The 21,645-nt window shown below is 63.8% G+C and carries 19 protein-coding genes; 10 read left to right on the plus strand and 9 right to left on the minus strand.

Features of this window, described 5'->3' with window-relative positions:
- Positions 1–22: 22 nt before the first annotated feature.
- On the plus strand, positions 23–424 hold the full coding sequence (locus tag P3T25_RS02165; RefSeq protein ID WP_154565825.1) for a gamma-glutamylcyclotransferase family protein: 402 nt from the start codon (positions 23–25) through the stop codon (positions 422–424).
- A 246-nt stretch (positions 425–670) separates the two neighbouring features.
- On the opposite strand, the gene aceB is transcribed toward P3T25_RS02165, so the two are convergent.
- Both aceB and P3T25_RS02175 read right to left on the minus strand, forming a co-directional pair.
- On the minus strand, positions 671–2,281 hold the full coding sequence (aceB, locus tag P3T25_RS02170; RefSeq protein WP_429357364.1) for a malate synthase A: 1,611 nt from the start codon (positions 2,279–2,281) through the stop codon (positions 671–673).
- Between the two features lie 83 nt (positions 2,282–2,364).
- Positions 2,365–3,225: a (S)-2-haloacid dehalogenase gene (locus P3T25_RS02175; protein ID WP_429357365.1), complete on the minus strand. Its 861-nt coding sequence runs from the start codon at positions 3,223–3,225 to the stop codon at positions 2,365–2,367.
- 178 nt (positions 3,226–3,403) lie between these two features.
- On the opposite strand from P3T25_RS02175, the gene P3T25_RS02180 reads away from it, so the two are divergent.
- Both P3T25_RS02180 and P3T25_RS02185 read left to right on the plus strand, forming a co-directional pair.
- A complete protein-coding gene (locus P3T25_RS02180; RefSeq protein ID WP_093633358.1) occupies positions 3,404–4,315 on the plus strand; it encodes a LysR family transcriptional regulator in 912 nt (303 codons plus the stop codon).
- 234 nt (positions 4,316–4,549) lie between these two features.
- On the plus strand, positions 4,550–4,984 hold the full coding sequence (locus P3T25_RS02185) for a universal stress protein (protein ID WP_097389632.1): 435 nt from the start codon (positions 4,550–4,552) through the stop codon (positions 4,982–4,984).
- Between the two features lie 260 nt (positions 4,985–5,244).
- Here P3T25_RS02185 and aceA read toward each other — a convergent pair whose 3' ends face one another.
- The 3 genes from aceA to P3T25_RS02200 all read right to left on the minus strand — a co-directional run bounded on the left by aceA (position 5,245) and on the right by P3T25_RS02200 (position 9,435).
- Entirely contained in the window at positions 5,245–6,549 is a 1,305-nt protein-coding gene (aceA, locus tag P3T25_RS02190) for an isocitrate lyase (protein ID WP_054041024.1), read from the minus strand.
- Between the two features lie 509 nt (positions 6,550–7,058).
- Positions 7,059–8,672 (minus strand): DEAD/DEAH box helicase, encoded by a 1,614-nt coding sequence (locus P3T25_RS02195; RefSeq protein WP_429357366.1) that lies wholly within the window; start codon positions 8,670–8,672, stop codon positions 7,059–7,061.
- 493 nt (positions 8,673–9,165) lie between these two features.
- Positions 9,166–9,435: an acyl-CoA-binding protein gene (locus P3T25_RS02200; protein ID WP_054041059.1), complete on the minus strand. Its 270-nt coding sequence runs from the start codon at positions 9,433–9,435 to the stop codon at positions 9,166–9,168.
- Between the two features lie 162 nt (positions 9,436–9,597).
- Between P3T25_RS02200 and tsaB the strand changes: the two genes are divergently transcribed.
- The 4 genes from tsaB to P3T25_RS02220 are packed head-to-tail and all read left to right on the plus strand — an operon-like array spanning position 9,598 to position 12,950.
- Positions 9,598–10,410 carry a tRNA (adenosine(37)-N6)-threonylcarbamoyltransferase complex dimerization subunit type 1 TsaB gene (gene tsaB / locus P3T25_RS02205; RefSeq protein ID WP_266257350.1) on the plus strand — a complete coding sequence of 271 codons (813 nt, stop codon included), beginning with the start codon at positions 9,598–9,600 and terminating at the stop codon, positions 10,408–10,410.
- Complete coding sequence (gene rimI, locus P3T25_RS02210) at positions 10,407–10,901, plus strand: ribosomal protein S18-alanine N-acetyltransferase (protein ID WP_154567298.1); 495 nt, start codon at positions 10,407–10,409, stop codon at positions 10,899–10,901. Before tsaB ends, rimI begins: the two co-directional genes overlap by 4 nt.
- Positions 10,888–11,922 (plus strand): uracil-DNA glycosylase, encoded by a 1,035-nt coding sequence (locus P3T25_RS02215; protein WP_266257351.1) that lies wholly within the window; start codon positions 10,888–10,890, stop codon positions 11,920–11,922. Before rimI ends, P3T25_RS02215 begins: the two co-directional genes overlap by 14 nt.
- Entirely contained in the window at positions 11,919–12,950 is a 1,032-nt protein-coding gene (locus P3T25_RS02220; protein WP_266257352.1) for a DUF1853 family protein, read from the plus strand. The genes P3T25_RS02215 and P3T25_RS02220 overlap by 4 nt, the downstream gene beginning before the upstream one ends.
- A gap of 30 nt (positions 12,951–12,980) precedes the next feature.
- Here P3T25_RS02220 and thiD read toward each other — a convergent pair whose 3' ends face one another.
- Together thiD and lplT are read right to left on the minus strand one after the other, a co-directional pair.
- Complete coding sequence (thiD, locus tag P3T25_RS02225) at positions 12,981–13,787, minus strand: bifunctional hydroxymethylpyrimidine kinase/phosphomethylpyrimidine kinase (RefSeq protein ID WP_266257353.1); 807 nt, start codon at positions 13,785–13,787, stop codon at positions 12,981–12,983.
- A gap of 58 nt (positions 13,788–13,845) precedes the next feature.
- The gene (gene lplT, locus P3T25_RS02230; protein WP_154567295.1) at positions 13,846–15,153 is read right to left on the minus strand and encodes a lysophospholipid transporter LplT; all 1,308 of its coding nucleotides are present in this window, start codon (positions 15,151–15,153) and stop codon (positions 13,846–13,848) included.
- Between the two features lie 218 nt (positions 15,154–15,371).
- Here lplT and alr point away from each other — a divergent pair, with 218 nt between their 5' ends.
- From alr to P3T25_RS02245, 3 genes are all read left to right on the plus strand, one after another.
- Positions 15,372–16,442, plus strand: a complete 1,071-nt coding sequence (gene alr / locus P3T25_RS02235; RefSeq protein WP_154567294.1) for an alanine racemase — start codon at positions 15,372–15,374, stop codon at positions 16,440–16,442.
- A 180-nt stretch (positions 16,443–16,622) separates the two neighbouring features.
- Entirely contained in the window at positions 16,623–17,999 is a 1,377-nt protein-coding gene (gene radA, locus P3T25_RS02240; RefSeq protein WP_168436013.1) for a DNA repair protein RadA, read from the plus strand.
- A gap of 143 nt (positions 18,000–18,142) precedes the next feature.
- A complete protein-coding gene (locus P3T25_RS02245; protein ID WP_266257355.1) occupies positions 18,143–18,421 on the plus strand; it encodes a DUF2866 domain-containing protein in 279 nt (92 codons plus the stop codon).
- Positions 18,422–18,444: 23 nt separating this feature from the next.
- On the opposite strand, the gene P3T25_RS02250 is transcribed toward P3T25_RS02245, so the two are convergent.
- Both P3T25_RS02250 and P3T25_RS02255 read right to left on the minus strand, forming a co-directional pair.
- On the minus strand, positions 18,445–19,482 hold the full coding sequence (locus P3T25_RS02250; RefSeq protein ID WP_266257381.1) for a CaiB/BaiF CoA transferase family protein: 1,038 nt from the start codon (positions 19,480–19,482) through the stop codon (positions 18,445–18,447).
- A 157-nt stretch (positions 19,483–19,639) separates the two neighbouring features.
- Positions 19,640–21,574: an ATP-binding cassette domain-containing protein gene (locus P3T25_RS02255; RefSeq protein WP_266257356.1), complete on the minus strand. Its 1,935-nt coding sequence runs from the start codon at positions 21,572–21,574 to the stop codon at positions 19,640–19,642.
- Between the last annotated feature and the right edge of the window lie 71 nt (positions 21,575–21,645).

Genomic DNA, 21,645 nt, shown 5'->3' on the forward strand with positions numbered 1-21,645 from the left:
TCATCAAGGAGAGCAAACGACGATGCAGACCGTTTTTGTATACGGCACATTGCGTGCCGGTGAAGTGAACGACCTCAGAGATGCTGCGGCGCGCAACGAAATCGCCGCGCCGAATTTTCTCGGCACGGCCACGGTGCGCGGCCATCTATTCGACTTCGGCTTGTATCCGGGCCTGGTGGTCGACGAAGCGGGCGTGGACGTCACGGGCGACGTCTACGAAATCGACGATGAACTGGTGGCGGTGCTCGACGAGATCGAAGCGGTGTATCCCGGCGTCGAAGATCGCTTCCTCGCGCGAGAAGTGATAGTGAAAGTAGACGGTAACGTCGTGAACTGCCGCTTCTATCCGGTCGCGCCCAATGTGGTGAAGGGTCACCCGGAAATCAGGTCAGGCGATTGGGTCGAGTATCGCAGCACGCGCTGAGGCGCGGCATAGCTAGCCCACGGCGAGCGCACCACGAGTACACGGCGCAAGCATAACGACCGCATAACGAGCACCTCGCGAGCACATAAAAAAACGGCCCGGCAGGCATACGCCTGTCGGGCCGCCCGGTCGGTCAGCCTTGCGACCCAGGCCGCTCTTTCATCTTGCGTGGCTGGTGAAAGCGGGCCTGGTACGACGTCGTTACTGCTCGTAAATGAGGCTCGTGCCTGAGGCCGTTCAGATAACTCAGATTTCCTCGTACAGCGGCAGCGTCAGGAAGTCGGTGAACTTCTCCGACGTCGACATCTCTTCGAAGATTTGTGCAGCGCGATCGTACGGCTTTGTATCCCCGCCGACTGCCTGCTTCACCTTGTCGAGTTCTTCTGCCGACAACTCGCGCACCAACTCGGCCGTGACCTTGCGGCAATCTTCGAGCTTGCCCTTCGGCGAGCGAATCCATTGCCACACTTGCGAGCGCGAAATCTCCGCGGTGGCGGCGTCTTCCATCAGGTTGTGAATCGGCACGCAACCATTGCCCGCGAGCCACGAACCCAGGTAGTGAATGCCGACGTTAATGTTGTTGCGCAAACCGCCTTCGGTGATCGGCGCTTCCGGGCGGAAGTCCGTCAGGTCGGAGGCCGTGACGAGCACGTCGTCGCGTTGCTTGCCGATCTGATTCGGCTTGTCGCCGAGCACCTTGACGAATTCTTCCATCGCGATCGGCACGAGGCCCGGATGCGCGACCCAGCCACCGTCGTAACCGTCGCCGGCATCGCGCGCCTTGTCCGAGCGCACACCACCCATTGCCTTGTCGTTCGCGGCCGGATCGTTCTTGATCGGGATCAGCGCGCTCATGCCGCCGATTGCCGGCGCGTTGCGGCGATGGCAGGTCTTCAGCAACAGCAGCGCGTACGCACGCATGAACGGCGAGGTCATCGTAATCTGCGAGCGGTCGGCGAGACAGAAATCGCGGTCGTTCTTGAACTTCTTGATCGCCGAGAAGATGTAGTCCCAGCGGCCGGCGTTCAGACCCGAGCTGTGTTCGCGCAACTCGTACAGGATCTCGTCCATTTCGAACGCGGCGACGATCGTCTCGATCAGCACGGTCGCGCGAATCGTGCCGCGCGGCACGCCGACGGCTTCCTGTGCGGCGAGGAAGATGTCGTTCCACAGACGCGCTTCCAGATGGCTCTCCATCTTCGGCAGATAGAAGTAGGGCGCCGTGCCGCGCGCAACCTGTTCCTTCGCGTTGTGAACCATGAAGAGCGCGAAATCGAAAATGCCGCCCGAGACGCGCTTGCCGTCCACCGTCACGTGCTTTTCGTCCAGATGCCAGCCGCGCGGACGCACGATTAGTGAGGCGATCTTGTCGTTCAGCGTGTACGACTTGCCGTTCTGTTCGAGCGAAATCGTGCGGCGCACCGCGTCCTTCAGATTGATGTGGCCGGTAATCTGGTTATCCCAGCTCGGCGCATTCGAATCTTCGAAGTCGGTCATGTACGAATCCGCGCCTGAATTCAGCGCGTTGATGATCATCTTGCGCTCGACCGGTCCTGTGATTTCCACGCGGCGGCATTGCAGATCTTGCGGCAGCGGCGCGATTTTCCAGTCGCCTTCGCGCACGCTTTTCGTTGCGGCGAGGAAGTCGGGGCGCTCGCCGGCATCGAGACGTTTGGTGCGTTCCACACGCGCCTGCAGCAGTTGCTGGCGGCGCGGTTCGAACGTGCGATGCAGCGCGGCGACGAGTTCGAGCGCTTCGCGGGCGAGGATCGCTTCATAGCCCGGCTTGATCTCAGCCGTGATTTCCATGCCCTGCGGCAGCGACAGCGATGATTGCGATGACAGCGGATTCGCCATGGTTTCTCCTTGGTCGGTCAGATTGCAAAGGTGCAAATGTTGAGATGCGGTTGAATTGCGTCGCGCGATCCTGGTGGTAGCCGTCATGCGCCAGGGCTGTGGCGTGTGCGGCTGCCACCGGGATTGCCGGTGTTGCCCGTGCCGCTATTGCGGCCGGGCGACGCGAGGGACTTCAGAAAAGCGAGCAGATCGTTCATGCCTCCGCCCGCGCCATGCGGCGTGACGCCCAGTTCTTCGGCCGGTGCGTTTTGCCGGTTAAGCCAGAAAGTTGTGAAGCCGAACCAGCCCGCGCCTGCCACGTCCCAGCCGTTCGACGACACGAAGACGATCTCGCGCGGTTCAGCGTTGAAGGCTTGCGTGCCGAGTGTGTAGGCCGCGGGCGAGGGTTTGTAGGCGCGTACCGTGTCGACGGACAGGACATGGTCGAACAGGCGCGTCATGCCGGCGCTCTTCACGGCGATGTCGAGCATTTGCGGATTGCCGTTCGAGAGGATCGCGAGACCGGGCCTTGTTGAACTTGCGCTTGCCCCGGCTTTGCCGCCCGCAGGCGCGGATGCGGACCCGGAAGATGCCGAAGGCGCGTCGCGCAACTGGCGCAGTGCGGGTACGGCATCGGGAAAAGCGGACAGGCACGCATATTCGTCCATCAGACGCTTCTCTGCCGCACGGCCCAGCGTGAGATGCAGTTTCTTGGCGGCGAAGCGCAAGGCGTCGAGCGTGATGTCCCAGAACGGCCGGTAATGTGCACCGGGTGCACCGGCCGGATCGGCGAGCGTACGCAACTGCGTGTATTCAATCTGTTTCTGGCGCCACAACTGCGAGAGCGCATCGCCGTGGCCCGGGAACATCTGCTCCGCGGCAGCGATCACCGAATGCACGTCGAAAAGCGTGCCGTATGCGTCGAAAATCACTGCTTTGGGGAAGGGTGTCGTTGTGGCCGACATTGCCGTGCACTCCTATCAGAGGTCAGGATGGATTGTATTAGTGATGCTCCACGCTAAAAAAGAGGCTAAACATCACTTGATCTTTTACTTTCATGCACCTAATCTGACGCGCACCGACCACTTTCCCGCACGACGCTCCCAAGGGGACTTCCTTCGAGGCGTCGCGGCTCCGCTCCCTATGGATCGTTTCAAGCAGATCGAGACTTTCGTTACCGTTGCGGCCAAGGGCAGCTTGTCCGCCGCGGCGCTCGCTGAGGGCGTCGCACCCGCGATCATCGGCCGCCGTATCGATGCGCTCGAAGAGCGTCTCGGCGTCAAGCTGCTGGTGCGTACCACGCGCAAGATCACGCTGACCTTCGAAGGCTCGGCTTTTCTCGAAGATTGCCAGCGCGTCATCCACGACATGCAGAACGCCGAGGCCAGCGTGTCGGCGGGCGGCGTAAAGGCGAGCGGCCATTTGCGGCTGTCGGCGCCGGCCGGGTTCGGGCGCCGGCATGTTGCGCCGCTGGTGCCGGCCTTCACCGTCGCGCATCCGGATGTGTCGATTACGCTCGACCTGTCCGACCGGTTGGTCGATCTCGTCAACGAGGGCTTCGACTGCGCTGTGCGCCTCGGCGAATTGCCGGATTCGTCGCTGGTGTCGCTCAAGCTCGGTGAGAACCGCCGCGTGTGCGTGGCTTCGCCGTCGTATCTGAGCCGGCGCGGTTCGCCGCATACGCTGGCCGATCTCGCGCATCACAACTGCCTCGCGCTCGGCGCGAGCGCCAACCAGCAGCGCGGCTGGATGTTCCAGCAGGGCGACAAGGTCGTGTCGATCAAGGTGTCCGGCACGATGGAATGCTCGGACGGCGCCGTGCTGCACGAGTGGTGCCTCGAGGGTTACGGGCTCGCATGGCGTTCGTGGTGGGAGGTCGGCACGGATATCGCGGCCGGCCGGCTGGTGAGCGTGCTCGACGAGTTCGCCGCGCCGCCGATCGGCATCCATGCGGTTTTTCCGCAGCGCCGGCATTTGCCGCTGCGGGTCCGGCTGTTTCTGGATTTTCTCAAGCATACGTACGGCCATCCTGATTACTGGGGCGAGGGCGGCTGAGTTGCGGCTGCGGCCCGGTGACCGGCGACCGGCGCAACGATCCGTATGCCGTCCTGCACAACCGCCACACACGACTCCCACGCGGACCGGCGCAGCGGGTTTCCGATATGCGGACAGACCCGCACGACGGCCTTGACCGCGTTTCTGCGACCTACAATCGATTGAAGCGGCTTTCAAGCCGCGCCTCGTGGGACGCTGACGCCGCACTGCATGCAGCCGGCGACGGAGGGCATCATGTTCAGGCACATCCTGGTTCCGACCGATGGTTCAGACCTGTCACGCAAAGCGATAGACGGCGCCATCGATCTCGCGCAGGCCGTCGGCGCTCGCGTTACTGCCTACGCGTGTCTGCCGCAATATCCGTACTCGCCGTTCTCCGACGTGGTGATCGAGCCGCCGGTCGAGTTTCTGCAGCGCAGCGAGCGTGAAGCGCAGGTGCACCTGAGAGAAGTGGAGTTGGCCGCGCGCCGCGTCGGCGTCGCGTTCGACAGTCGTACCAGCGTGCATCCGGCGCCGTACCTCGGCATCATCGAAGCGGCCGAGCAGGGCGGCTGCGACGTGATTTTCATGGCGTCGCATGGGCGGCGCGGTCTCGGTAGTTTGCTGATCGGCAGCGAGACGCAGCGGGTCCTGACGCATACGAAGATCCCGGTCATCGTGTACCGCTGAGGTGCGCACTCGCGATTCCCGTCGCGGGAAAAAACGGCATAGCAAAAAAAACGCGCCGACGATGAGGCCGGCGCGTCCTATGCTCGCCGCACAATGCGTTGTGCTGGCTTTGTTTGCACTACCGCCATCTCTCCCAGATTCCAGCCATCAGGGCAGACCGGCGTGCTTCGGCCCTGATGGCTGCTCCTCCCTGACAGCGGCTCTCTAACGGAGCCGCTTTTTTTCTGCCTTGCCGTTCCCGCGATCAGACCACAGGGTACTTAAGCGACCTTCTTGTCGAAGAACTGTTCGTCTTCCGTCGAACCGTGCAGCGCGGTCGTCGATGCATCGCGCTCGACCGTTTGCGTCACGGCGTCGAAGTAGCCGGTGCCGACTTCGCGCTGGTGCTTGACCGCGGTGAAACCCTTTTCGGCCGCAGCGAATTCAGCCTGCTGCATTTCGACGAAGGCGGTCATCTGGTTGCGGGCATAGCCGTGCGCCAGGTTGAACATCGAGTAGTTCAGCGCGTGGAAGCCGGCCAGCGTGATGAACTGGAACTTGTAGCCCATTGCGCCGAGTTCGCGCTGGAACTTGGCGATGGTTGCGTCGTCCAGGTTCTTCTTCCAGTTGAACGACGGCGAGCAGTTGTACGACAGCAGTTGATCCGGGAATTCCTTGTGGATCGCGTCGGCGAATTTCTTCGCGAACTCGAGGTCCGGCTTGCCGGTTTCGCACCAGATCATGTCGGCGTACGGTGCGTAGGCGAGGCCACGCGAGATAGCCTGTTCCAGACCCGGCTTCGTACGATAGAAACCTTCCACCGTGCGTTCGCCCGTCAGGAACGGCTTGTCGTTGTCATCCACGTCGGACGTGATCAGGTCGGCGGCTTCCGCGTCGGTGCGAGCCAGCAGCACGGTCGACGTGCCCGAGACGTCGGCGGCCAGACGCGCGGCGGTCAGCTTGGCGATGTTTTCGCGGGTCGGCACGAGCACCTTGCCGCCCATGTGACCGCACTTCTTCACCGAAGCGAGCTGGTCCTCGAAGTGCACGCCTGCGGCGCCTGCTTCGATCATGGCCTTCATCAGTTCGAATGCGTTCAGCACGCCGCCGAAACCGGCTTCCGCGTCGGCCACGATTGGGGCGAAGTAGTCGATATAGCCTTCGTCGCCCGGATTCTTGCCTTCCGACCACTGGATCTGGTCAGCGCGCGTCAGCGTGTTGTTGATGCGCTTGACGACGAGCGGCACCGAGTTCGCCGGGTACAGCGACTGGTCCGGGTACATTTCGCCGGCCACGTTCGCATCGCCCGCCACTTGCCAGCCCGACAGGTAGATCGCCTTCAGGCCGGCCTTGACCTGTTGCATCGCCTGGTTGCCGGTCAGCGCGCCGAGCGAGTTCACGAACGGCTCGTTGTTGACGCTCTCCCACAGCTTTTCCGCGCCGCGCTTGGCAAGCGTGTGCTCCACTTGCAGCGAGCCGCGCAGACGGATCACGTCTTCGGCCGTGTACGTACGCTTCACGCCTTTCCAGCGCGGATCGGTTTCCCATTGCTGTTGGAGTTGCTTGGCTTGTTGTTCGCGCGACATGGTGTGCTCCTTGGTTGCCTGTAATGAATGGATAGGTGACTCTGTCGACCAGAGTTGGCGCTTTAGCGCTTACTCTGGTCCCATGCAAGAAACTTGCGGTCTTCGTCGAAGCGGCAGGCCGTTTGAGGCGTTTCGTTTCGTGAAGTCTTATATAAGAGTCTAGGCAAATCGATCGCCGCGCAATAGCCGCCAAGGAGCGTTTTTCGAATATTTATTTTTGTTAAAAATCAAATGCTTGCATCACGCGTTTCGCATTAAGAAACGTCTTTTTCCATCTTGCAATAGGCCCTGTTGTGCCTTGCAGCACGATTTTTTACGACGCAAAAAAATTTTCCACATCGTGAAATTTCGCCGGTGCCCAAAGTGTGGACGAAAAAAAACCGGTGCCTGAGCACCGGTTTCTTTCGACTGACGGATGGCGCGGGGCCGTCCGGGTCTTTTCAGGCTGCCTTACGCGCTAAACGAGCCACGTAAGTAGGCTTGCCTGATGACTGCCAAGCAGTCGCTGCTTAGCTGCCGCGACGCGCCGTACGCGGGCCGTCGCTGCGGCGTGCGCCGTAGCCACCGTCACGCGAACCGCCGCCGAAGCGGCCTTCACGCGAACCGCCGCCAGCCGACTTGCCAGCCCAGCCGCCGCCATTGCCGCTACCGCTGCGCGAACCGCCGCCGTTACCAGCCGGCTTGCCTGCGCCGCTGCCGCTACCGAAGCGACGGCCACCGCCGTTGCCACCGCCCGGACGGCCACGGCCGCCAAAGCCAGGACGGCCACCGCCCGACGGAGCCGATTTACGCGGCTCGAAGCCTTCGACGACGTTGACCGGCAGCGGGGTGCGCACGAAACGCTCGATGCGCTTCAGCGCGCCTTGTTCCGCATGGTGCACGAGGCTCACTGCGATACCCGAGCGGCCAGCACGGCCGGTACGGCCGATACGGTGCACGTAGTCTTCAGCGAACTTCGGCAGGTCGTAGTTGAACACGTGCGTGATGCCCGGGATGTCGATACCGCGAGCGGCGACGTCCGTTGCCACCAGCACGCGCACACGGCGCTCGCGCAGAGCCTTGATCGTGCGGTTACGTGCGCCTTGCGGCAGATCGCCGTGGAGCGCTGCCGATTCGAAACCGGCGTCTGCCAGACGGCCAGCCAGTTGGTCAGCGTCCATCTTGGTCGCCGTGAAGACGATAGCCTGGTCGAGGCCCTCGTCGCGCAGCAGATGGTCGAGCAGACGATCCTTGTGATCGCGGTCGTCAACGTAGTGGACGGTTTGCGCGATGTTGGTGCGTTGTTCGAGGCGTTGAACGATCTCGATGCGTTCCGGATCCTTCAGCAGGCGGCCGGTCAGCGAGCTGATCTTGCCGTCGAGCGTAGCCGAGAACAGCATGGTTTGACGCGAAGCCGGCGTAGCGGCGACGATCGTTTCGATGTCTTCGATGAAGCCCATGTCCAGCATGCGGTCGGCTTCGTCGAGCACGAGGATCTGCAGTTGCGACAGATCGATACGGCCGCGTTCCAGGTGGTCGATCAAACGGCCCGGCGTAGCAACCAGGATTTCCGGGTTCTTTGCCAGCAGCATCAATTGTTGACCGTAAGCGACGCCGCCCAGAATGCTGACGGTGCGCAGACGCTTGAGGTGCTTGCCGTACGTGGCAGCGGCGGTGGTGACCTGCATCGCGAGTTCGCGGGTCGGCGTCAGAACCAGCATGGTCGGACGGGCAACCGGTTGCGGACGGCGCGTGCGGGCACCGTCAGCCGGACGCGGTTCACGCGGCTGGCTGGCTTGTGCTTTTTGCAGTTGCGAAAAACGTTCGATGGCGGGCAGCATGAACGCGGCGGTCTTGCCCGAACCGGTCGGGCTCGAGACCATCAGATCGCGGCCGGCGATGCCAGCGGGGATCGCGCGTTGCTGAACCGGAGTCGGGTTTTGATAACCAGCGGCGGTCAGGGCGGAGACGACATCCGCGGAGAGACCGAGCGACGCGAACGACGGGCCGGTCGGCGCTGCGGCTTCTGCGGCGACAGCTTCCGGAGCGGCAACAACTGCGGCTTGTGCGGGAGCGTCGGCGAAACCGAGAGCTTGATCGGCGATGGCGTTCAACGGGCTGCTGGGGGTATTGCTCGAAGTCATGAGAATCCTTGGTACACAGGGAATTAAAACGTCGGCGCCAATCGGCATACCCAAGTCGTCGGATTCAGCGAGCAAAGAAGCAGCGAGCAAATCGAAAAACGGGGGCAGCTCGCGACAATGAAGGCGAGCTTTTCGTTAGAAGCTGTATCGGATGCGACATGCCAACACGGCGTGCCGCCAGCCTGGGACATGATCGCCCGTAGGGGGCTAGGCAGGAGGGGACAGGTTCTAAACTGGATTGGAGCTAAACGCTACGAGGCGCTGCGCCGCAAAGGCCGCTAGAGGAAAGCCGGGCAAAGCAGTGAAGCGCAGGCAGCATTGTATAGGGTTTTGTTGCACTGCGCCACTGTTAGGAAGTTTCCTGGCGGAAAACTTTCGTTTGGCTGCCCGAATAGGCTTAAGGAGTCGGCCCGCTGGGCCTACACCTAAGGACTTGGCCGCGGGGCTGCCGCGGCCTGCCGTTCCGACGGCGGATTTAGCCGCAGGGTCAGATTCAGGCGGCGGTGCCGCTCTTGAGGGCTTCGATCAGTTCGACGTATTGCTGCTTTGCGGCGTCCGGCGCGGTGCCTTTGAGCGCGGCCCACGCATCGTACTTGTATTTGCCGACGATATCGGTGAAACCGGGTTTGTCGCCGTGGACGTCGCCGTCGATGGCCTGTTTGTAGAGGGCATAAAGGCGCAGAAGGGTAAGGTTGCCCGGACGCTCGGGCAGTTGCTTGGCATCTTCCTGAGCCTGGACGAATTGCGCGTTGATGTCTGTCATGGTGGTTTTTGCCCGGCTGGCGGGGTTGGTTCTGGCTGGGCCGATGATCATAGCAACTGCATGCGGCGGCGGGGCCGAGGGCTTATTCCAAACATTCTTGCCCGCCCGGCAGGCACACCCAAAACCGCATCTGCACGCGCCGTGCCGATTACAATACGGTCCATGACTCAAACTGTGCTTCTTGCTCTCGATACCTCGACCGAATTCTGCTCGGTAGCGCTCCTGTCCGCCGTCGGCGGCGCGGCGAGCCAGACAGCGGACCAAGGCAACGCCGAACCACGGATCTGGATGCGCCACGAGCAAACCGGCGCAGTCTCCAGCACGCGCCTCTTGCCCGCCATTCGCGAACTTTTCGACGAAGCCGGCCTGAAACTGGCGGACTGCCACGCCATTGCTTTCGGCTCCGGCCCCGGCTCATTCACAGGTCTTCGCACCGCGACCGGCGTTGCTCAGGGCCTCGCATTCGGCCTGAACCTGCCGGTCGTGCCGGTCAGCACGCTGCTGGCCTGCGCGGAAAGCGCAAGGCTGCGCGATCCGTCGGCGACCCGCGTGCTCGCCGCGCTCGACGCCCGGATGGACGAAATCTATTGGGCCGACTACGCCTGGGACGCCGCCCTTGGCGAATGGCGCACGCTACAGGCGGCTTCGCTCGACGCGCCGGAACGGCTCGTGTTGCCCGACGTCCCCTTCACCCTGGCGGGCAATGCTGCTGCGGCCTTCGGCGCGCGGCTGCCCGCTGTCGCGGCTGCGCGAACCGTCGACGGCGAAGCACTGCCGCATGCTGTGCCGCTCGCGCACGCGGCGTTGCGCGCGTTTCGCGCCGGCCGCACCGTGCCCGCGGATCAGGCCGCGCCGGAATACATTCGCGACAAGGTTGCCCAGACTACGGCGGAACGCGTCGCTGAAAAAGCCGCCAAGGCCGAGCAAGCTGCGAGGGTGGCGCATGAAGCGGATCAAGGTGAGGGCCGGCAATGAGCGGGGTGTTGCTGGCGGACCGTTATATGTCGCCGATGACCGAAGCCGATCTGGACGAGGTCGCTGCCATCGAAAAGATTGCCTACGAATTCCCCTGGAGTCGCGGCAATTTCGGCGACTCGCTGCGCAACGGCTACTTCGGCATCTGCATGCGTCACGTAACCGGCTCGCTGATCGGCTATTGCGTGCTGATGCCGGTGGTCGATGAAATGCATCTGCTCAATTTGTGCGTGACGCCCGCCGCGCAAGGTGCCGGCGCCGGGCTCGCGCTGCTGCGTGAGGCGGTGCGCGTTACGCGCGCCGAAAAACTCGACGGGCTGTTGCTCGAAGTGCGGCCCTCGAATCACCGGGCGATCCGGCTTTACGAGCGCTTCGGCTTTGCGTCGATCGGCCGGCGCAAAAACTATTATCCGGCGCGGCATCGCAGCCGGGAGGACGCCATCGTGATGCGTTTCTCGTTTGCCACGGAGGGCGCAGATGGCGCTGCATGAATCGGTACTGGAAGAGTTCGGGCTCGCGCCGCTGTGGGTGCGTCGCGGGATGTCGGCGGCGCAGGAACCCGCAGTCGAAGCCGGTGCCGAGCAGGGCGGTGCTGGGTCGGCGGACCAGATAGCGCGTCGCGACGATTCGCGGATGGCGGGGGGTGAACCATCGTCGTCCACGCTCGCTCAGGATGGCTGGGACGCTGCGCAGCCCGCGATGCGAACCGGCGAAGCTCGACAAGGCGAGCGCCTTGCTCCCCCGGCGGAGGAGCCGCAGCGACGCATGCAGGCGCCGGCCGTAGCGCGGCAGCCATCGCAGCAGGCTCGTACACCCGAGCCGCCGGCGTTCGACGCTCCACCCGACGACGATTTCGCATGGTTCGACGATCAGCCGGCCCACGCTCCCGTTGAAGCGCGCCGCGAGGCGCCCGAGCCCTCATCGATCCAGACGCTCGACTGGGACGCGTTGAGCCAGCAGGTCGCCGCGTGTGAACGCTGCCGCCTGTGCGAGAAACGCACGAACACGGTATTCGGCGTCGGCGATCGCAACGCCGACTGGATGCTGATCGGCGAAGCGCCGGGTGAGAACGAGGATCGCCTGGGCGAGCCGTTCGTCGGCCAGGCGGGCAAGCTGCTCGACAATATGCTGCGTTCGCTGACGCTCGCGCGCGACAGCAACGTCTATATCGCCAACGTAATCAAGTGCCGCCCGCCGGGTAACCGCAATCCCGAGCCGGACGAAGTCGCGCGTTGCGAGCCTTACTTGCAACGCCAGGTCGCGCTGGTCAAGCCGAAAGTGATCGTCGCGCTCGGCCGTTTCGCCGCCCAAAGTCTGCTCAGGACCGAAGCGAGCATTTCGTCGCTGCGCGGCCGCGTGCACGAATACGAAGGCGTGCCGGTCATCGTCACCTATCACCCTGCGTACCTGCTGCGCAGCCTGCCCGACAAGGCGAAGGCTTGGGCGGACCTGTGCCTCGCGCGCGACACGTGGCTCGCGGCGGGCGGCGTGCCGTCCAACGCGGCAAAGTGACGGACGCGAACGGACCGGCGGCGCGCTTCGCCGCCGCACCCGCACCCGGCACATCCGCGGCGGTCCTCGGGAACCTGCTCGATACATTGCGCGAACCGGCCGTGCGCGATCTCGCGTGGCTGCTGCTGAGCGCCGATTTGTTGCGCGCGCAACCACCGGTAGGTGCGCTTGCCAGTCCTTTCGACACGCAACAGGAAGCTGACGCAACCGTCGACTGGTTACGCGCGCTGGACGCCGATCCGGCCGACCTGCACCGCGATCTCGCCGCGACGCGTATCACGCGTCTTGGCCGCTACGCCGAACGGCTGCTCGGATGGTTCCTGCAACATGGACCGGCGGCGCGGCTGGTCGCGGCCGGCGTGCCGTTGCGACGCTCGGGCGTCACGCTCGGTGAATGCGATTTTCTCGTGCAGAAGCAGCAGGGCACGCGTCTGCATTGGGAGCTGGCGGTGAAGTGCTATCTGCATGCGGGCGAAAGCCGTGCGCAGTTGACCACGCAGTCGGTGGCGCGCCTGGCCGACTACGTCGGCCCGAATCTCAAAGACCGCTTCGATCTGAAGCTCGCGCATGTGCTGAATCATCAACTGCCGTTGAGCGCACGGGAAGAGTTCGCATCGGTCGGTCATGCAGGGCCGTGGACGCCGCAGATGTTCATCAAAGGCTGGCTGTTCTATCGTGCTGGCGAGACGCCGGTCGATCCTGCGGAGCTCGATCCGTCGCATGGACGTGGCTGGTGGGTGACCCGCAGCGAATGGACAGACTTTGCCGAGGCGCATGCGCAAATGTGGCGTGTGTTGCCACGGTTGGAATGGCTCGCGCCGCGGCGGCATAAAGAGAGTGAAGCCCAGGCCGCAGGGTTTGCTTTCGTCGCTCAACAGATGCTTGCTGAACAGACATCACATCAGCATGGACCAACGATGGTCGCGGCGTTCGCCAGCGACGGCGTGGGCACGGTTGCAGAACTTTCGCGCGGCTTCATCGTGCCGGACGATTGGCCAGAACAGGCGCAGATCTACGCGCGGAAGTAGCATAGCCATGCGCGCCCCTGTCTCAACCCCTCACCACCACCGATAAAAATGATGAACCGGCCCGACGCCGCTACCGACGTCCAGCCGGTCGCTCGCCTGCAACGCGCCGGTCAGATAGAGCTTGGCGTCGGCGACCGCGCTCGCCAGATCGGCGCGCTGCGGAATCAGTGCAGCAATCGCCGACGACAACGTGCAGCCCGTCCCATGCGTATTCTTCACCGGCACGCGCGGGCCGCCCAGGCGCAGCGTGCCGCTGTCCTCTACGAGCCAGTCCGGACTGTCCGCCGCGCTCAAATGGCCGCCCTTCATCAGCACCGCCCGCGCGCCAAGCGCACGCAACGCTTCGCCTTGTTCGACCATGCCGGCTTCGTCGGTGGCAGCTTGCACGCCTAGCAGGGCCGCGGCTTCCGGCAGATTCGGCGTCAGCAGATCGGCGAGCGGCAGCAACTCGTCGCGCACCGCAGCGACCGCATCCGGCAGCAGCAGCGCGTGATTGCTCTTCGAAATCATCACGGTGTCGAGCACGACGTGCTTCGGCTTGTGCCGCCGCAACGCATCGGCGACCGCACGCGCGATGCCTGCATTCGCCAGCATGCCGATCTTCACGGCATCGATACGGATGTCGTCGAACACCGCATCGAGTTGCGCGGTAATGAAGGCGGGCTCCGGCGCATGAATCGCCGTGACGCCACGCGTGTTCTGCGCGGTGAGCGCGGTGATCACGCTTGCGCCGTAAGCGCCGAGCGCCGAGAAAGCCTTCAGATCGGCTTGAATGCCGGCGCCGCCGCCGGAATCGGAACCGGCGATCGTCAGCACATTGGGAATGGGTTGAGTCATGGCAAAGCGAGGAAAGGGGGAAGGCGCGGGCACTACTAAGAACAGTGCCCGCCGCGGGTCAGTGCTTGACTTCGCCGATCAGCGCAACCGAGTCGAACGCGCGCTGATTCGCCTGGTGGCGGCGCATCACGAACCACATCATCACGCAGACGAAGGTGCCGAATAGCACGATCACCGCCGTGACCGGCACGTCGAGCCACACCAGCACGGCGTACAGGCACAGCATCACGAGCACCGAGAGATTTTCGTTGAAGTTCTGCACGGCGATCGAGTGCCCCGCCGACAGCAGCACGTGGCCACGATGCTGGAGCAACGCATTCATCGGTACGACGAAAAAGCCCGACAGGCCGCCGACGACCATCAGGAAGATATACGCGACTATCAGATAGCCCGGCACATGCACGCGGCCGAAATACAGGCCCCAATGCGTGGGGAAGAGATCGCGTGTATAGAAGGCCATCAGCATGACAGCGATGCCCATCATGATGCCGACCGGAAGCACCGACAGCGACTTCCTCAACGGCACGCGCGAGGCTGCGTAAATCGCACCGACCGCCACACCCACTGCAACCACCGCCTGCAGAATCGCGGCTTCCGAAAGCGACATGTTCAGCGACACCTCGGCCCACTTCAGCACGATGAATTGCAGCGTCGCGCCGGCGCCCCAAAAAAGCGTGGTGACGGCGAGCGAGATCTGGCCGAGCTTGTCGCGCCACAGCACGAGAAAGCAGTCGGCGAAATCGGTGACCAGCTTGATCGGCCCGCGTTCCTGTTTCGGATAGCGCGCGCCGGTGTCGGGAATGCGCAGATTGAAGAGCGCCGCGATCACGTAGATGGCCATGATCACCAGCATCGCCGCTTCAGCGGGCGTGTTGACCGTGGGGATGTGGTGCCTGAGGATCGGTGCGGCAATGTGCGGGCTGATGAGCGCGCCGCCAAGCACGGTGCCGAGAATGATCGAACCGACCGTGGTGCCTTCGATCCAGCCGTTCGCGGCGACCAGCCGCTCAGGCGGCAGCAGTTCGGTGAGAATCCCGTACTTGGCCGGCGAGTAGGCCGCCGCGCCAAAGCCGACGATGCCATAGGCGAGCAACGGATGCGCGCCCACCAGCATCGTGATGCAACCGACTACTTTGATGGTATTGGTGACGAACATCACCTGTCCCTTTGGACGGGAGTCGGCGAAGGCACCCACGAAGGCGGCCAGAACGACGTACGACAGCACAAAGAACAACTTGAGCAGCGGCGTCATCCAGTTCGGGGCGTGAAGATCTTTCAGCAGTGCGATAGCAGCGATCAGAAGCGCATTGTCGGCCAGCGACGAAAAAAACTGCGCGGCCATGATGGTGTAAAAACCTTTTTTCATCTGATGCGATGCTGTCCTCGCTGCGGTCTGTCCGCCCCGGCCGTGTGCAAAGCGTCCGGGCTTATACCGTTCGAAATGGGTTGTGCGCACGGCTTTATATCATGAAAATAGCTGGATTCGGACTAGCAGAATCCTTGATCGCACCGCCCAGCGGGCTGCCGAGCACTGAAAACGCCCTGTAAGCTCCTGATTCGCAAGCGTCTTTACGAAAATTACCCATGCCGCGCCCCCTCTCAGCCACGATTCACACTGCCGCACTCGCCAATAACCTCGCCGTCGCCCGGCGCTACGCACCAAAATCCAAGATCTGGGCCGTGGTTAAGGCAAACGCCTATGGGCACGGCCTCGCGCGTGCTTTTCCCGGCTTGCGCGCAACCGACGGCTTTGGTCTTCTCGACCTCGAAGAAGCGGTGAAGTTGCGTGAATTGGGCTGGGCCGGCCCGATTCTGCTGCTCGAAGGCTTTTTTCGTCCGACCGATATCGACGTGATCGACCGCTACAGCCTGACCACGGCGCTGCACTCGGACGAACAGCTACGCATGCTCGAAATGGCGCGCCTGTCCAAGCCCGTCAATATCCAGCTCAAGATGAACACCGGCATGAACCGCCTCGGTTACACGGTGGAAAAATTCCGCTCCGCGTGGGAGCGCGCGCGGGCCTGCCAGGGCGTCGGCCAGATCACGTTGATGACCCATTTCTCGGACGCGGACGGCGAACGCGGCGTCGCCCATCAGCTCGAAGCGTTCGAGCGCGGCGCGCAAGGCATTGCCGGCGCGCGCAGCCTGTCGAATTCGGCGGCCACGTTGTGGCATCCCGAAGCCCACTTCGACTGGGTCCGCCCGGGCATCATCATGTACGGCGCGTCGCCCTCGGGCGTGACGGCCGCGATCGCCGGCACTGGCCTGCAACCGGCCATGACGCTCGCCTCCGAACTGATCGCCGTGCAGACGCTCGCCGAAGGTCATACGGTCGGTTATGGTTCGGCGTTCAAGGCGCGCGGCGCGATGCGCATCGGTGTGGTGGCCTGCGGTTACGCGGACGGTTATCCGCGGGTCGCGCCGGAAGGCACGCCGGTGATCGTCGACGGCGTGCGTACGCGGATCGTCGGACGGGTGTCGATGGACATGTTGACTGTCGACCTGACGCCAATCCCGACCGCCAACGTCGGCTCGCGCGTCGAGCTGTGGGGCACGTCACTACCGATCGACGACGTTGCCCAGGCGTGCGGGACGATCGGCTACGAGCTGATGTGCGCGGTGGCGCCGCGCGTGCCGGTGCGCGCGGAGTAAGGCGGCACTGACGTGCGGGCCGCCGTGCTGGCATGCTGGCCAGCCGTGCTGGCGGTCTCAATGACGCTGCAAAGACAATCCCAAAGACGGTCGCAGTGAGGTCCCCGGCGAGCTGGAGCTGCTCAGCGAGGACCCCAGCGAGCGCATCAATCCAAAGAACAGCAACACAGGCAAGGGCGCGTGGCTAAACAGAAGACGTTGTACATCTGCAGTGAATGTGGCGGGCAGTCGCCGAAGTGGGCCGGGCAGTGCCCGTCATGCAACGCGTGGAACACGCTGGTGGAATCGGTCGCGGAGGCGCCGTCCACGCATCGCTTCCAGTCGCTCGCGAAGAGCGCGCCGGTGCGGCGTCTCGCCGATATCGACGCGTCCGACGTGCCGCGCTTTTCGACCGGCGTCAGCGAGTTCGACCGTGTGCTGGGCGGCGGTCTCGTGCCGGGCGGCGTGGTGCTGATCGGCGGCGATCCGGGTATCGGCAAATCGACGCTGCTGCTGCAGTCGCTCGCGGAAATTGCAGCGGACAAACGCGCGCTTTATATCAGCGGCGAAGAATCGGCCGCGCAGATTGCGTTGCGTGCGCAACGACTTTCGTTGCTGGAGCCCGGCTCGAAGGCGAGCGAGCTGCAACTGCTGGCGGAAATCCAGCTCGAGAAAATTCAGGCAACCATCGCCGAGCAGCGGCCGGACGTCGCGGTGATCGACTCGATTCAAACCGTTTATTCCGACGCGCTGACCTCAGCGCCGGGTTCGGTCGCGCAGGTGCGCGAGTGCGCGGCGCAATTGACGCGCATCGCCAAACAGTCGGGCACCACGATCATCATGGTCGGCCACGTGACCAAGGAAGGTGCGCTCGCCGGGCCGCGCGTGCTCGAGCACATCGTCGATACGGTGCTGTACTTCGAGGGCGACACGCATTCGTCGTTCCGGTTGGTGCGGGCGATCAAGAACCGCTTCGGCGCGGTCAACGAACTGGGCGTGTTCGCGATGACCGAGCGCGGTCTGCGCGGCGTGGCCAATCCGTCGGCGTTGTTTCTGTCGCAGCACGAGCAATCCGTGCCGGGGTCGTGCGTGCTGGTGACGCAGGAAGGCACGCGGCCACTGCTGGTCGAAGTGCAGGCGCTGGTGGATGCGGCCAACGCGCCGAATCCGCGGCGCCTGGCGGTGGGGCTGGAACAGAACCGCCTCGCGATGTTGCTGGCGGTGCTGCACCGGCACGCCGGCATCGCCTGTTTCGACCAGGACGTGTTCCTGAACGCGGTGGGCGGCGTCAAGATCACCGAGCCCGCCGCCGACCTCGCCGTGCTGCTCGCGATTCATTCTTCGATGCGCAACAAGCCGCTGCCCAAGGGGCTGGTCGTATTCGGCGAAGTGGGCCTCGCCGGCGAAATCCGGCCGTCGCCGCGCGGTCAGGATCGTCTTAAGGAAGCGGCCAAACTGGGCTTTTCGGTCGCGGTCATTCCGAAGGCCAATGCACCGAAACAGCCGATTGAAGGCTTACAAGTTGTTGCGGTGGAACGGATCGAACAGGCCATCGATCGGGTCCGCACGCTTGACTAGACGGGGTTCCGGCGCCTGCGGGCGCCTGTCCGTCCGTAATGGCCAGTAAATATCTCCATATTGGCTGTAACCTACCCGACATTCCTTTTTCCTAAGCTGGCAGGGTATTGCATCCCTTCTGATGCCCGAAAAAGGATCGCGCCTTGAAACAGTCATACGAAACCACGGCCGAGCGGCCCATGCAGGTGCGCGGCTGCCGCGTCTCCGAGCCGATTCGCCAGCCTTGGGGTGGTGCCTGCCGGATTGTCGAGTGGATCGACACGACCGGGCAGATTTCGCGCCGGGTGGTGGCCGAAGATGTTACCGCCGCCGAAGTGCGCGCAACGATCAACCGTCACGTGGAAGGCCGCAAGCATGTCCTGTACGACGACGAAAAAACGCCGCGCCAGGTTTTGCCGCGTCAAACGGCGGTGCGGCGCTGAGGTTTTGCACGGCGGGGTAGCGCTTAACCGTTCTGGCCTTCGGTCATCGCCGCGTACGCCTCGCGGTTGAACAGCGGATGCTGCGCGGCTTCCGCCGGCGTCAGCACCGGCGAGACGCAGCAGTCCAGCGATTCCAGCAGCAACACCCATTCCTCCAGCGGCCGCTTGACGATCAGCTCGGCCAACTCCTGCGTCAGCGCGGCGGCGTCCGGGCCGCCGATTGCCTGGCCGAGGCTCCAGTGCCGCGTCGCCCATTCGGGCCGGTCCAGCGCCATGCACAGCGTTTCCCAGAATTTCAGCTCGAGCGCGCCGACCGCGAGCCAGCGATTGTCGAGCGTCCGATACAGGTTGTAGCAGGGCACGCCGCCGTTCAGCAGACTGGCGCCGGCCGCAGGCGCGGCGCCCTCATTGGCGAGCGCCACTTGCGCGACGACGTTGTGCGCATAGGTGGCGTGCGTCATCGATACGTCGACGAAGCGGCCTTCGCCGCCACGCGACACATGCCATAGCGCGGCGAGAATCTGCGTCACCGCGCTCAACGCGCCGCCAAGCAGGTCGGCAATCTGGAAATTCGGCAGGATCGGTGTGCCGTCGCGGCTCGCCAACTGATCGAGCACGCCCGCGTAGCCGATGTAGTTCAGATCGTGACCGGCATGGTCGACAAACGGACCGCTGGCGCCGTAACCGCTGATCGCGCAGTACACCAGCCTCGGATTGAGCGCGCGCAGGGTTTCGTAGCCGACGCCGAGGCGCTCCATCACGCCGGGCCGGAAACTTTCGATCAGCACATCCGCTTCGGCCGCCAGCGCGCGCAAGACATTGCGTCCCGCATCCGATTTGAGGTCGAGGCGCGTCTCGCGCTTGCCGCGATTCACCAGCCGGTAAAACGCGCCGGGGCGGCCTGCCACGCGGTCGCCGGACGACTGCATCATCGTGCGGGTGGGGTCGCCTGCGCCGGGCGCTTCGATCTTCAGCACGTCGGCGCCGAGTTCCGCTAGCCGCAACGCGGCGACCGGACCCGGCAGCAGGCGCGTCAGGTCCAGCACGCGCAGCCCTTGCAGCGGAGCAGGTGCTGCCGCGGATGACGGCGCAACCGATGGCGCGGCTGAAGCAGCAGATGACGACTCAGTTGAAGACGCAGATGTGGACGCAGACGAGCTCACGGGTGACAAGGGCTACCTCCGATCGATGCCGGCGCGGACCGCGAACAGCCTGCCGCTAGCCGATTTGTTCGAGTTCCTCATGAGTCTCGAGCCATTCGGCTTCGAGCGTTTCGAGGCGCGCGTTCACATCTGCCTGACGGCGGATCGCCTCCGTCAGTTTGCTCTTCTGCTCGGGCTCGTAACTGGCCGGATCGACGACGAACGCATCTAGCGTCGCCTTTTCCGCGTTGAGCGCGTCCATTTCCTTTTCGATCTTCGTGATGCGGCTTTGCAGCGGCTTTTTCAGGTGCGCGAGCTTCTGACGCGTTTCCGCTTCCAGACGGCGTTGCTCCTTGCGATTGACGCCGCCGTCTGTGCTATCCGCACCGTTCGATGCCGTGCCCGCCTTGAGCGCCGCGCGCTGGTCGGCGGCATGTTGCAGCAGCCAGTCGCGGTAGTCGTCGAGATCGCCGTCGAACTCTTGCAGACGATGCTTGGCGACCAGCATGAACACGTCGGTGGTGGCGCGCAGCAGATGCCGGTCGTGCGACACCAGAATCAGCGTGCCCTCGAATTGCGCGAGCGCCATGGTCAGCGCGTGACGCGTTTCGAGATCCAGGTGGTTGGTCGGCTCGTCGAGCAACAACAGATTCGGCTTTTGCCAGATGATCAGCGCGAGCGCCAAACGGGCTTTTTCGCCGCCCGAGAAGGGCGCGATTTTCGCGGTCGCCATCTCGCCGGAAAAGTTGAAACTGCCGAGGAAGTCGCGCAATTCCTGTTCGCGCGTATCCGGTGCGAGACGCGCCAGATGCTGTAGCGGCGTGTCGTCCGGACGCAGCGTTTCGAGCTGATGCTGCGCGAAGTAGCCGATGCGCAGGCCTTTGCCTTCGCGCACATGGCCGCCGAGCGCTTCGAGCGTGCCGGCGAGCGTCTTGATCAGCGTGGATTTGCCCTGACCGTTCGCGCCGAGCAGGCCGATGCGCTGACCGTTCTGGATCGACAGCATCACATGGTCGACGATGGGAATTTCGCCATCTTCACCGCGATAGCCGCAGCGCACGTCTTCCATCACCATCATCGGATTCGGTGCGGAATCGGGCGTGCGGAATTCGAACGTGAATGGCGAGGACGCATGCGCCGGCGCGATCATCTCCATCTTTTCGAGCGCCTTCACGCGGCTTTGCGCCTGCCGTGCCTTGGTGGCCTGCGCCTTGAAACGATTGATGTAGCTCTGCAGATGTTCGACCGTGCGCTGTTGTTTCTCATACGCGCTTTGCTGCAAGGCGATCTGTTGCGCGCGCAGGATTTCGAACTGCGAGTAGTTGCCGCCATAACGCTTGATCTGCTGATGCTCCAGATGCAGCGTGACGTTGCAGACAGAATCGAGAAATTCGCGGTCGTGCGAGATCACGATCAGCGTGCCCGGATAACGGTGCAGCCAGTCTTCGAGCCAGACGATCGCGTCGAGATCCAGGTGATTGGTTGGTTCGTCGAGCAGCAGCAGGTCGGAGCGGCACATCAGCGCCTGCGCCAGATTCAGCCGCATGCGCCAGCCGCCCGAAAAGCTGCTGACCGGTTCGCGCGTTTGTTCGAGCGTGAAGCCGAGGCCGAGCAGCAAGGCCTCGGCGCGGGCGGGCGCGGTGTAGCCGTCGGCGTCCGCGAACGCGGCGTGCGCTTCGCCTTCCGCGGCGCCGTCATGCGCGGCGGAGGCTTCGGCGATGCACGCTTCAATCGCACGCAGGGCAGCGTCGCCGTCGAGCGTGTAGGCGAGGGCGGTCTTGTCCGCGGCGGGCGTTTCCTGCGCCACGTGGGCGATCTGCCAGTTCGGCGGGATCGAGAAATCGCCGCCGTCGGCGTGCAGTTCGCCGAGCAGAACGGCAAACAGCGTCGACTTGCCCGCGCCGTTCGCCCCCACCAGGCCGGCTTTCTCGCCGGGGTTGAGGGTGAACGTGGTGTTTTCGAAGAGCGGCTTGGTGCCGCGCGCGAGGCTGAACTGGTTAAAGCGGATCACGAAGAGGCCGACTGAAGAAAAACGCTATTTTAGACTGCCGGGGCTGACACCGGGCGGAGACCCAGGATCGG

Origin of the sequence: Paraburkholderia sp. GAS32, assembly GCF_050434225.1 — a bacterium.
Taxonomy (GTDB): Bacteria; Pseudomonadota; Gammaproteobacteria; order Burkholderiales; family Burkholderiaceae; genus Paraburkholderia; species Paraburkholderia madseniana.